Source organism: Ruminococcus sp., assembly GCF_045129435.1.
Taxonomy (GTDB): Bacteria; Bacillota; Clostridia; order Oscillospirales; family Acutalibacteraceae; genus Ruminococcoides.
Genome location: NZ_JBGVJL010000054.1, coordinates 22,184 through 35,586 on the forward strand (window position 1 = coordinate 22,184; position 13,403 = coordinate 35,586).

The 13,403-nt window shown below is 36.1% G+C and carries 8 protein-coding genes; 5 read left to right on the forward strand and 3 right to left on the reverse strand.

The window, feature by feature from the left end:
• Window positions 1-29 precede the first annotated feature (29 nt).
• On the forward strand, window positions 30-2,120 hold the full coding sequence (locus ACJMMI_RS02755; RefSeq protein ID WP_405353282.1) for a dockerin type I domain-containing protein: 2,091 nt from the start codon (window positions 30-32) through the stop codon (window positions 2,118-2,120).
• Window positions 2,121-2,185: 65 nt separating this feature from the next.
• Here ACJMMI_RS02755 and ACJMMI_RS02760 read toward each other — a convergent pair whose 3' ends face one another.
• From ACJMMI_RS02760 to ACJMMI_RS02770, 3 genes are all read right to left on the reverse strand, one after another.
• On the reverse strand, window positions 2,186-2,728 hold the full coding sequence (locus tag ACJMMI_RS02760) for a stage V sporulation T C-terminal domain-containing protein (RefSeq protein WP_405353284.1): 543 nt from the start codon (window positions 2,726-2,728) through the stop codon (window positions 2,186-2,188).
• Between the two features lie 738 nt (window positions 2,729-3,466).
• On the reverse strand, window positions 3,467-4,765 hold the full coding sequence (locus tag ACJMMI_RS02765) for a sensor histidine kinase (protein ID WP_405353286.1): 1,299 nt from the start codon (window positions 4,763-4,765) through the stop codon (window positions 3,467-3,469).
• Window positions 4,762-5,481: a LytR/AlgR family response regulator transcription factor gene (locus ACJMMI_RS02770; protein ID WP_405353288.1), complete on the reverse strand. Its 720-nt coding sequence runs from the start codon at window positions 5,479-5,481 to the stop codon at window positions 4,762-4,764. Before ACJMMI_RS02770 ends, ACJMMI_RS02765 begins: the two co-directional genes overlap by 4 nt.
• A 126-nt stretch (window positions 5,482-5,607) precedes the next feature.
• Between ACJMMI_RS02770 and ACJMMI_RS02775 the strand changes: the two genes are divergently transcribed.
• From ACJMMI_RS02775 to ACJMMI_RS02790, 4 genes are all read left to right on the forward strand, one after another.
• A complete protein-coding gene (locus ACJMMI_RS02775) occupies window positions 5,608-5,757 on the forward strand; it encodes a hypothetical protein (protein ID WP_405353290.1) in 150 nt (49 codons plus the stop codon).
• A gap of 15 nt (window positions 5,758-5,772) precedes the next feature.
• A complete protein-coding gene (locus ACJMMI_RS02780; protein WP_405353293.1) occupies window positions 5,773-6,321 on the forward strand; it encodes a T6SS immunity protein Tdi1 domain-containing protein in 549 nt (182 codons plus the stop codon).
• A gap of 531 nt (window positions 6,322-6,852) precedes the next feature.
• Window positions 6,853-11,658 carry a DUF5979 domain-containing protein gene (locus ACJMMI_RS02785; RefSeq protein WP_405353295.1) on the forward strand — a complete coding sequence of 1,602 codons (4,806 nt, stop codon included), beginning with the start codon at window positions 6,853-6,855 and terminating at the stop codon, window positions 11,656-11,658.
• 81 nt (window positions 11,659-11,739) lie between these two features.
• A complete protein-coding gene (locus ACJMMI_RS02790) occupies window positions 11,740-13,161 on the forward strand; it encodes a SpaH/EbpB family LPXTG-anchored major pilin (RefSeq protein ID WP_405353297.1) in 1,422 nt (473 codons plus the stop codon).
• Window positions 13,162-13,403: the final 242 nt, after the last annotated feature.

Here is a 13,403-nt window from a genome sequence, read left to right on the forward strand (position 1 = left end):
GCAAATATATAAATGAAAGGTTGGATGTTATGAAAAATATTTCCAAAGTATTTAAAACTGCCGGTGCCACTGCGTTGGCGGCGGTTCTTGCTTCTCAGGTATGTGTGCCTGCATTTGCTGTTGAGTCAGACAACACAAATGCAAAGTCATTCTATTATGTCGCACTTGGCGACAGCGTAGCCGCCGGATTTGGCGTGCAGGATAGTGTCGAATTTAACACAAAGAATTTTCAAAGTATGTATGTTGATAGAAATTATAAAAATTCTCCGATTGACTGTTATCCTGCTTTGGTTGCCGATGCTTTTGAAGAAAGTCTTAAAGATACCGATATTTCTTTTGATTGGTCAAATATGGGCACTTGTTCATTTATGACAAAGGATTATATCGGCACAATTAATGACGAAGATCACATAGCTGATTTGTTTTATCAGATGTTTGTTGCAAGGTATGAAAACGAATGCTTAGCTTATGAAGCAGATCCTCAGGCATATAAAATTCAACACAAAGAAAAAGTTAAGGCACTTTGTGATGAGTATGCTGAAAATTCGGATTCAGAGGTTGCCAAGACTTTGAGAATGTCATACGGATTATCGTGGAAAACCTATGATGAATTTTTAAACTGGTATGAAAAATTTGATGAATCATTTGAAAACTATTTTGAAAATACCTGGGTGGCAAGAATTACAGGTGAGAACTACAAATACCACGATTTATATGTACAGGAGCTTTCAAAGGCTGACCTTGTTTCTGTAAATGTGGGTGCAAATGATTTACTTGAACAGCTTATGTTTGCAATTAATCAGCTCGGACTTGGTGATGATTACACAGTAAATTATGTTGACGGCACAATGTATTACGATAATCTGGCAAACCCTGTTGTGTATATGGTGTGGCAGTCATTGTTCTCGCTAATGTGTGGCAACTCAATGGACTCGGTAAAAGCTACGCTTGAAAAGCAGATAAAATATTATAAAGATGACATTAATGTTGAAGATGTTGTAGAATTAATGCAGTTTATGCAGACGGATAATGTAAAGACAATACTTGATGAATTTGCTCACACTGCAACAGATAATTTCAAGGTGATTGTTGACGACATTATAGAGCTTAATCCTGATGTCGATTTTGCCTTTATTGGTAGCTTTGCTCCGTTTGGCACATCATATGAATGTGACGGAAAAACCTATGATATTCCAACAGTTACAAAGGATATTATTGCAATAATTTTTGATGAAGTTTTTGGCTGTAAAGCAGGTGATGACGGCAGTGTATCGGCAAACTCCGCTGAGCCGAGTACAGAAGAAATTGAGGCAGGCTGTGACAGATTTGACAGAGCTGTTGCTGAGCTTGAAAGATTTGATAAAACAACCAAGAATGGTTCTGAAATGACGAGAGCGTCATTATCAAATTGTAAAGATAAGCTTAATTCTATTTTGCAGAGAATACTTGCTGAAATTCAGTATCCGCTTATGCACCTTTTGCTTGGTGAGCCTGCTCTTGATGCTGTAGCTTACTTCAACAGCACTATTTCCGATTATGCCGAAAGCTATGGCGTACCTTATATTGATATTTATGATATTCCTAATGAGAATAACTTTAACCCACACCCGACAGCGGCAGGTCATAAGCATATTGCCGATAAAATAATCAATAAGCTTGTGAATAATGTTGAGGTTGAAAAATCAGACAACGGTGTTGTGAATTTCCCACCAACAACTGTGTATAGCGTTGAAAACACCTATACAGTAACACCGAATGACGGCTTTGAGGTTGAAAGTATTTTTGTAAATGGCAATGCGGTTGATTTTGACCTGAATGATAATGGCGTTTGCACGTTTAAGCTTAAAGCTGATTGTGAAGATATGAAAATCACAGTAAATTACTGCCCTGCTAAGGCTGAACATTTAATTGGCGATATAAATGACGATAAGCTTATAGACGCTACAGATATAACTTTGTTGCAGCTTTATGTATCCGGCGGTTATGGTGAAGTAAATGAAATGCTTGCTGATGTAAATAAAGACGGCAAAATTGATGTAAATGATATTTCTTTGATTCAGCAGTATATTTCAGGTAAAGTAATTGAGAGTAATTATTGTGGTGAAACTGTTAAATTCTGATACCAATACCTAAAATCTTCTCTGTATTATCCCCGAAAGCAGAATTTTTGCTTTCGGGGATTTTGTTATTCTTCCATTTGTTTGCCAAGAAATGCCGCCGCTGAGTGTGCAAGCTTTACTTCGGTTTCGGTTGGAATTTTATTTTCCTCCCCCACAAGCATTACAACTGCACCGGTAACATCACCTGCGGCGATGATAGGGTAGATGACGGCCGCCCTGTGCTCAACGCCCTCAACAGGCTGAATGTCATTAAGTGTAGCCTGTGTGGCGGTGTAGCTTTTGCGGTTATCCATATAATTTTCGAGAACAGACGAAACCCTGCGTTCGAGCAACTCACGCTTTGACACGCCTGATGCCGCAATAACATGGTCTTTGTCGCATATGATTACGGGCAATCCACTTACTCTTGCAAGCACCTCTGCATATTGCGAAGCAAAAGCAGACAGTTCCCCGACAGGCGAATATTTTTTAAAAATCACTTCACCGTCGGTGGCAGTATATATTTCAAGCGGGTCGCCCTCACGAATACGAAGAGTGCGGCGGATTTCCTTTGGTATAACAACACGACCGAGGTCGTCAATTCTTCTGACAATACCTGTAGCCTTCATATCAAAACTCCCCTGAAATTGTAATATTTGCAAAATATTGCATTAATATTGTTTGAGCTAAAGTACTTTTTATTCCGCATTTTTACAGTAATTTTTATTTTAAACATTGCAAATTTATGGTAAAAAATAAGAGCCTGTAATAAGACTCTTAATGAAAAATGGTTCTGCATTTAATGTTTGAGGTGATATTGATAGATTATGGTTTAGCGGAAAGTTTCGGATAAATAACAAAAAATTTAGGTCGAGCCTTTTTAAAGGCTCGTGGGTTTGGGCAACGCCCAAGAAAAGCTGTGTTTATTGCAAATTATCAGGCACAAACAGCGTTGCTGTTTGTGTGCTAAAGCAAAGTTTGACAAAACAGGCGACAGCCTTTTAATAAGAAATGATTTATAAAACAGAAAAAGAATATCTTTTCTATTTTGTGTTGCTATCGCATTATAAGGCTTTCGCCCTTTTGTTCAAGCCACCAAACAGCGAGCTGTTTGGCTATCATAATTTTGCGTAAGCCGAAAGTATTTGTGGGCTTTGCCCACACCCACAACCTTTGAAAAAGGTTGACCAAATTTTTATGTCCGAGTATAAAGTCTGTGATAATTCAAACAAAATTTCCCGACCGTTGCTAAACCATAATTTACCCCCAACTATGAAGCGGTCGATTTCAATAATTTAGTAACGGTTGGGAGCTAAAAGCTTTGAGTTTTTATTATTAATCGGTTTTGTGGCAGATAAACACTATAATTATTTAATTTTTAAAACAACAGCAATGGAAAACTTCATTTCCTCAGGTTCAAAGTTGTAGCTTACATTGCCGTTGTACTGCTTGGCAATTCGCTTGATGCTTTTAATACCGTAGCCGTGGATAAATTTGTTGCTTTTGGTTGTCTGCAGCTTGCCGTCCTTCATATCCGGTGCTTTTGCACAGTAGTTCCATACATTTATAACAATGTAGTTTGTGTTGGTTTGCTTTACAGTAAGCTCCATTTTCTTGTTTTCAGCTTTCTGACTTGCCTCGAGTGCATTTTCAAGCAGATTATCAAGCAATGCGGTTATGTCGTTATCTGAAATACAGGAAAAATCAATGTCACGAATATCACAGTAGAAGTCAACACCGTTTTCCTTGCAGGCATTTACATACCTATTCATAATCGCATTTATAAGGCTGTTGTCACTGTATTTTCTAAGGTATTTGATTTGGTAGTTATCGTAAAGGTTATCTATGTATTTATTAATAGCCTCAAAATCCTTTTCGTTTGAAAGAGCCTTGATAGAAAGCAGATGTCGTTTTATATCGTGAATAAGAATATTGGAATTTTCATATTGATTTTGCAGAATTGAATAATATTCTGTATCAATCTCAGATTTTTGCTTTTGCAGTTTTAGTGATGTGTTTTCAGCCTGAGTTTGAAGTACGGCTTCGTGAACAAGAAATACCACTATGTTTGAGTACATTAAAAGTAGTGTTCCGACTAAAAACAAAATATACATAAACATATCAAGCTCATAGTGTATTGCTACATATGACATACCGCCCATAATCAAAATTGATGTGACAGGCAGAAAAAATAAAAGAGTGGTTTTATTAAGCTGTAGCACAGCTTTATTTTCTTTTATAGAAAATTTAGAAACTATATATGTAACTAAAAAATAAAACAGCATAAAGCAACCGTTAAGTATAGCAAAGTTAATGCTGTTGCTTTCTGTTTCATCAATGTCAATTTTGAAGATAAGTGCCGTCGAAAACATAATGCACATTTTCGTCAGATACAATATGGCTGTCAGAATAGCAGATGTGAAAAACGACTGTAATATATTTGCGTTAAAACATAGGATACAGAGCAGAAAGTTACATGCAAGAAAACCTACAATATTTGTACTGCCGTTACTTACTATATTAATTATAAACTGAGTAATGACTGATGTTGAAAAAAAGCAGAATATGGTAGGATAACTGGTTTTTGGTGTGTATTTATTTGAAATGAAAATATAAGATATAATCGCCTCAAATATAAACACCATAGCATAACAAAACTGAATCATACTATACCTCCGGCAAAATCAAAGAAAGCCTTTCGAAATTCGGTATATTTTCTTTGAGAAATAATATGTTCGGTAATAGTTTTGTCTTCGCCCTGAAATGTAATTGCAGATTTATCAAAGTTAATCACATTCTGCAAATTTACAATGTAACTTTTATGCGACTGAACAAAGCAGTTTGGCTGATTGATAATTTCGTACCATTCGGCAGGCTTTTTATTGGTTTCATATGACTTGGTTTTTGTAACCACAAGCGAACCATGTTTTCGGTTTTCTATGTATAAAATATCCTTTGTCTTGACTGTAAAAATTTCATCGTACTTTTCTATTATTATACTTTTACTGATTTTCTTGTAATGCTCAACCGCCTCAAGAAAATTTCGGTTAAATCTTTCCTCGTCAATCGGCTTGGAAAGATAACGGAACACCTGTATTTTCATTGCACTGTCAAGGTAAGCGGGGTAGGAGGTGAGTATCATAATTATAATGTCGGGATTAATTTGCTTTAACCTCTCTGAAACCTCAAGTCCGTTTACCGCAGGCATCTGAATATCAACAATGGCTATATCGTATGAATGTGGATTTTTAAAAACAAAGTCGCCACATGTGTGCATATCTATATTGAATTGCATTTTATAATTTTTTTGAAGAGCGAGTATAAGTGAATTTACTTTTTCAAGAATTTCCTTGTTGTCATCGCAAAGCAGAATATTTAGCACAAAAATTCCTCCTTTAAAAGGTATTATACAACAAAAATTTTAGTTTGTCACATTAAATACATCACTTTTGACTTTTTTTAATGCGTTTTTGCCGAAACTATTACAAATTAAAATCAGTGTGCTATAATGACAATGGTAAATAAAGGAAAAACAAGTACATTTAGAAGTTTTGTATTTAGAGGTTTTGATTATGGCACTTCACAGCTTCTTCATACATCTGAGGTAAGATGTATGAAGAAAAGCGGTGCTGTGCAGACAGTACGAATTGAAAATTAAAAAGGAGGAATACTCTTGAATACAGTTGCCTTGAATGATTTTAAATCATATGCAAGGGTTACTGAAAAGGTAATTGATAAATTCAAGAATATAATCCCCGAGGCTCTGATGTCAATTTGGAAAAACTATGGTTTGGGTACCTTTATGAACGGTTATATAAAGGTTATTAATCCGGAAGATTATCAGGACTGCTTAAAGGATTCGTATTTCAGGTCAAATGTAGCTGTACCAATTTTGGTTACGGCATTTGGCGACATTATTACATGGGAGCGTGGCGGATACATAAGTATAGTTTATTATCGCTACGGAAAATTTGAACTGATGATGAGAGATTTTAATTTTTTCTTGAGCAGGCTTTCAGACAAGGGCTTCTTGAATGAATTTTTCTCTCTGAATCAGTATTACAAAGCTATTAACGAATATGGACATTTAATGTATAAAGAGTGCTTTGGTTATATGCCACTGTTGGCTCTTGGTGGAGAAGAAGATACCAACGGTTTGAAAAAAGTTCAGATAGGCGAGCATATAGCACTCATAAATTCATATTCTGGCACAATAATGTAAATCTTACCTGCCTAACATTTTGTTGTATAATTGAGTAATCGGCACTATGGAGTTTTGTTTTTTAAAGAGAGAGGGACAAAGTGTTGGGCAGCAGGTTTACAACCAAAAATTTGATAGTACCTCATATGTTTTAGTAATACCTGCATTTCGGTGCAGGTATTACTTTTGCGGTAAAATAAAAAGCAAGATAATATATATTGCATAGTGCTGAATTTTTTTGAATATAATGCTTAAATAAGAATTATATTTTAATATTATGCCAATAAAAACCTATAAATAAACAAAATTGTTTACTTGAAAATAAGAAAAACAAAGTATTTGCAATAAATATTGTCGTTGCTTAATATTGGTTAGCTAAAAATGTTTCTGTTCTGTCACATAACTTTTTATAAAAAATGAATAAAAATATTCGATATATTTATTTATATTGCCACTTTTCTTGAACAAGAAAATATTATATAATATTTGTTATATTAAATAGTTAAAGTATATACTATTAATTGAAAATTTAATAAAGGAGAAGAAACAGTTATGTATTACAGCAAAAAGCTATGCAAACATTTCAAAAAAAGCTTTTCTGTGTTTCTGGCGTTTGCTATTATGCTGTCTGTGTGTGCGGTATCGGGAGTATCTCTGAGTGTTTCGGCTGCAACCGATTCAGGTAACTACTACCTTATTACTACCGCAAATTCTGAGTGGCAAAATAAAATTGTTAACTACAGAATTTATGACAGTAGCCGGATTTCAATAAAAAGCGGTTCTGTTTTGGCAAGAAATGGTGGTGATACCTATGTGTTGCCGAGTACAAACGGTGCAGCTAAGCTTGAATTTTCATTAGCTTCCTTTGATTTGCCTACAAATGCTGTTGCAAACGGTTATAGCCGTATTTTCTTTAACAGCAAGGGTGTAAGTTCTAAGGGCGGCGGAAGTTATGATTATTCAAACCCGTATGTTCATTACTACGAGGGCAGTTCGGCTTCTCAGATTGGTACAGAATGGCCGGGAGTTAAGATGACTAAAGTAAGCTCATCTTCAAGCGTTTACTACGCTGATATTCCTGTTGGCTTTAAAAAGCTTAACTTCTGCGACTGGAACAATACTGATAAAACAGTTCACCAGACAACTGACCAGATCATTGCCTACTATGGTAATTACGCTTATTTTAGTGGCAACAGATGGGAAAATCCAAGAATTCGTTCTATTGATATTTCAGACACAGCCTCATCTCAGGACTCTGTTTATATGGATAAGGACGAAAACCTTGTTCTCAGCAAGTTTGCTTACAACAGTTCGGGCGTAGAAAAAAGACCTGTTTATGTGTATAATGACAACTGGAAAAGCCAGTCAAAAATTTACGCAACATACAGCCTTGTGGGTGCGGTGCTTAATTCTTCAAATACAACCTATACTGTAACAGTAGAGCTTACACCTGAACAGGTGAACGGCTACACAATGTTTAAGGGTGAGATTCCGATTGATACAAATATTTGCTTCCGTGTTAATCCTGATAATTTTAACGGTTGTTCAAATGTTACTTCATATACAAGCAATATGACAGGTACATATTCATCTGCATATGATGATAACACAGCTACCTATAAAATGCTTAATTCAACCGAAAACTGGATGAAACGCTCAGATGTAAGCAGTGTAAATTATGATGCGGTAATTGGTAATACATTTGCAAACAATCCTAATATTGTTGGTGTAGATGCAACCTACTTTGACTATTGGTCAGATAAGGAGCAGGATGACGGTTATCTCCAAAATGCGTCTTATAGTAAAGGCATTGAAGATTACTGGTATCAGTTTGATAATTACAACGCATACATAAGTAATATTGCAAAAAAGAATCAGAGCAGTTGGAAGTATCCACTTTACTTTGGTAATATGTACAAAGGCGAAGAATGGTATTCTAAATTTGTAGATCACGCTAAGAGTCTTACTAATATTAATAATTACGATGATAATTACTATTATGCAGTAAACAATTCCAACGGTATGAAGTGGGGCGGTGGTAACTACTATCAATCGTTAATGGGACTTGTTTATAATAAACTTGACAGTAACGGTGATTTACAGGTAATAAATGGTGTTAAAGCACCTTATTTTGATGCAAATACCCTTTCATCTGATAAGTACAACGGAAAGAAAGTTGCTACTGTTTATAAAGCATCATTCCCATTCCGTACGGAAACAGATGAAAACGGAGTTACAAAGTATTCTTTCACTTCTAAAAATGCTACTGATAATATCTACTTTACATGGGATGGTTTGAATCCAAAGCAGATTAATTATGGTGCAGGCGATTATTACGGAGTAAAGGATAAGCTTACAAGCTTTGGCGGTTCTCCGAACGGATATGGTATTTTTCCGTTCAATACAAATGACAATACAAATACAACTAATGTTTATGCAAAAACTCCAACATCTTCTGACGGTGAGTTTTACATCAGAACAGACAATAACACCTATTATTTGTGGCTCTTTAATGACGGTGGAAACGGAATTCAAAAGGAAGTTACAGAATATACAACTGTAGATGGTGAAAAATACATAGTTGTTGATAAAAGTGTTTACAACGGCTATTCAAAATGTGTTTTAAAGCCTAATAAAGATAACTGGAACGGTAAATCAAATGATCTGACAATTTCAAGTCTTGTAAACTATGGTGCTGTTACCACATCAGGTGGCAAGTATAACGGAAAGGTGCTTTCTTCATATACTCGTGGCGGTAACAGTGAGCTTGACTATGGTTTTGGTATGCGTCTTGACATTGATTTCAGAGTACCTGAAAATGGCGAGCTTTCAAACGGTGATGATGTAACATTTAACTTTACAGGTGATGATGACATTTGGGTTTACATTGGTGAAGATCCAACAGGTGCAGATGCCGACCTGGTTCTCGACCTCGGCGGTGACCATAAGGAAACCAAGGGTAATATAAACTTTGCTACAATGAAAGCAACTGCAAATAATGTATTTGCTAATTACTCAACTTCATCTTCAAATGTACCGACTGTAAGCGACAGTCAGCTTTGTATGCAGAGTGATGCTGATAAGCTTTACGCTTATATTTGGAATAGTAATAATAGTAGTGTAACTGCTCAGCTTTTGCCAATGACACAGCAAACAGTTAGTGGTAAAAAATTCTACACTATTGATTTAGCAAATTACAGCAACTATAACAAGGTTATTTTCAAATCAACAGGTGCAAATGACTGGACTAACAAAACTAATGATTTGGATATATCTTCTTGCAAGGGTAAGGTTTTACAATGGCAGAGTAAAGTAGATTATGATCCTGCTGAGTATCATAATACTAATTTAGGCAAAGTTGAAACAACCTTTAACAACGGTGTACATTTTGATCCAAACAAGACATACCATATGGTAGTGTTCTATATGGAGCGTGGTGAGTCAGAGTCAAACCTTTCTATTGACTTTACAATGACTCCTGCAAACAATGACCTTACTGTAAATAAATCTCTTGATACAGCAGACACAGTAACAGAGATTGCAAACGACCTTCGTGCAAACGAAACCTATGATTACACAATCACAGATGGCAGCGATGCAAGCGGTAAGGGCTATAAGCTCAACGGTGAAGATGCAACCCTTAGCAGCAACGGTTCATTCACACTCAAAGACGCAGGCAACGCAGATTTTGATAACACATTCAAAACAGGCTCAGACATTACAGTAAACGAAAGCATTTCTTCTCCGCTTTCATATACAACAAACTGGGAGCTTGTAAATAAAAAGAATGGTGCAACTATTAAATCTGATTCAGGCACAAAGTCAGAATTTGCATTGAAAGATTACGATGATGAAAGTTCAAATGCTTTACTTGAGCTTGATTATGTAAATAAAATTAAGACATCAAGCATTTCGCTTTCAAAGAGTGCGATTGATGAAAACGGCGATCCATATACAACAGATCAGCAGTTTGATTTTAAACTTTTGATTGACCTTGACGGTTATGGCTCAAAGTATTCACCAAAGGCTTATCCGGTTAAGTACATACTTGGCGGAAATACTTACACAGCCACACAGGACGGTATCATTTCTGTTGGTGCGGGCGAAACAGTAGAGATTGTCGGACTTCCGGTTGGTGCAACCTATACACTTGAAGAACAGACAGCCTCAGGTTATGTTCCTGTAACAATTACAGCCGGTGGAGTTAAGCAGTCTTTCAACGGCACATATTCAGGCACAATTAACGAAGGCAGTAATTCGCTTGCTGTAGTTAATAAGCTTAACCCTGTTGAAACCGGTATTGCAGTTGGTAAAACACTTGACGGTGCAAACTATACCGGCTCAAAATTCACTTACACTCTCAGCGGACTTCCAAAGATGACTACATCTTATACTGATGGCGGTGGAAATTATATAGATTCTATCAATACTGCCCAAACTGACATCAGCATTTCTAATGTTCAGAATGGCAGCGTATCATTTGATAATCTTACATTTGATAAGGTAGGTTACTACAGATATTATGTAACTGAGTCTTACTCAAGTAAGGCTACAAATGAGGAAAAGGCAGTTTACAATCTTGACCACAGAATCTTCCTTGTAGAGGTGAGTGTAACCGCAAACGGAAGCAGTCTTGTTATAAATGAGCCGACATACTATATTGTAAGTGCCGACAAAGCTGAGGAATTTTTAAATGACGACAATAAGAATTCGTACTTTAAAAATGGTATGACAAGCCAGCCGACATTTAATAACACCACAAATAAAGCAAGTATTACTGTTGATAAATCGGGACAGGCAGACGAAAAAATTGCAGATACAATTTTTGCTTTGATTAAGGTATCTGATGAAAATGTTTTTGACAGTTCGGATTTAAGCAATATAATTGCAGATATTGAAAATAACCAGTCACGAGCAGCTTTGGGTGGTACTGATTCAAACGGTACAGTAACCTTTGAAGACCTTCTTGTATATCAAGACGGCAGCGGCTACTACACCAAAGAAGGCAATAGTGTTGTCTATAAAAACAGCAGTGATAACAACTATGTAAGCGGAAATCAGAAAAAGCAGGTTTATTGCCTTTTTGAGTACCAACCTGCAAACGGTTATAACCCAACCGGTGTTATTCAGTATTACACATTCCCTATAAATGACAATGGAACATATAAGTTTGATGTTACCGCAGGTTATGTTGACGGCTTAATTATAATGCCAAATGCAAGCGGCAACGGAATGAATATATTCTTTGTTATCGGCTTTGTAATATTAGGTCTTGGCGCTACTCTTGTTTTAAGCTATGTGGCTTACGATAAGGTGCAACGCAAAAAGCGTAAGGCTCGCTATTATAATAAAAAGTAAGTCTTTGCTTATTAATCAGCTTAACCATTTGGTTAGAATAAAATTACATATATTACTATCACAAAAAAGGAGAAAGAAAAAATGAAAACTACTAAGAAAATTTTCGCTGCTTTTCTTGCAGTAATGATGATTGCTCTTATGATTCCATTTGCAGCAAATGCAGCAAGCTACAGCTACAAAATCACAGGTAAAGAGGGCTATGTATTCTCAGTTTACAAGCTTGCTGAAGGTGGAAATGAACCATTCTCTTACAAAAGTTATGTGAATGATAACATTAAATCAATTCTTACAACAAATGTAAATAATGCAGGTGTTGATTCAGCAGCACTTCTTGCAGCTGCTGACAGTCTTTCAGACTCTGACCTTAGCGGTATTATAGTTGACACAATTACAGGTGCTGATACTTCAACTCAAACAGTTCCTGCCGGCGTTTACTATGTAAAGGCTACAAAAACTCCTGATAATGTAACAGAGGTTAGAAACAGCGTTTTTGCATTACCTTATAATGATGAAGAAGACGGTACAATAAAGAATAGCATTACATTAAATGCAGGTAATAAGGTTAAGGACAAAACTCCTCAGATCACAAAGATTTTTACAAATGCCTCAACTGCAACAGAGATTAGTGAGTTTATTGGCAAGGACATCAGCTTTACACTTACAAGCACAATTACCGGTTCTGATTCACTTAAGCTTCAGTCATATGTAATCACAGATACAATGTCAAAGGGTCTTGATTCAGCAGCTAATAAAGTTGCATCAGTAACACTTAAGGGTAAAGATGCTGAGGAAAATGATATTAAGAAAGTTCTTAATAAAGAAACAGATTACACAGTAGCTTATAGTGAAAATGCAGACAACAATACACTTACAATCACAATAAGCAACACAATTCTCAATGGCAGCGAGTTCTACACATATTCAGATGTAGAGGTTGTTTACACAGCTAAGCTTAACAATAATGCTATCAAGGGATATGATCCTGATGATACAAACACAAACGTAGCTAAGCTTATTTACAAAAACAATGCAGGCAAAGAAGACAGCAAAGATACAAATGTATTAAAGGTTTACACATTCGAGCTTCCTGTAAGCAAGGTTAACGGTAACACAGGTGCATTGATTACAACTTCACCTGCAAAGTTCACACTTTACACAGATGAAGCTTGCACAACAGTTGCAACAAACGGTACTGAAAGAGAAACAGTAAATGGCGTGGTTTCATTCTCAGGTCTTAAGGCAGATAAATACTTCCTCAAGGAAACAGCAGCTCCAACAGGCTATAACATTAACTCATCAGTATTTACAGTTGTAATTTCTGATCAGGGTGTAATCACAGTTAACGATGCTGAAGTTTCAGGTGCAACAGTAAACGACTATCCGCTTACAGTTCCACAGACCGGTGGTGCAGGTACACTTATGTTCACTATCGGTGGTATTGCTCTCATCGCTTGTGCAGGCGTTCTCCTTCTCGTAGTTATGAGAAAGAAAGCTTCTAAATAATTTTAGCATTATTTAAAACATAATATATGTAATTTGAGGGGTGCAGTAAAATGCACCCCTGTTCTATTATCTTAAATATTTTGGTTCTTTTTCGGTAGTTGGGTAAATTATGGTTTAACACCGGTCGGGAAATTTTGATTGAATTAGCACAGACTTTATACTCGAATCAAAAATTTAGTCAACCTTTTTCAAAGGTTGTGGGTGTGGGCAAAGCCCACAAAACTTTTAGTTTACACAAAATT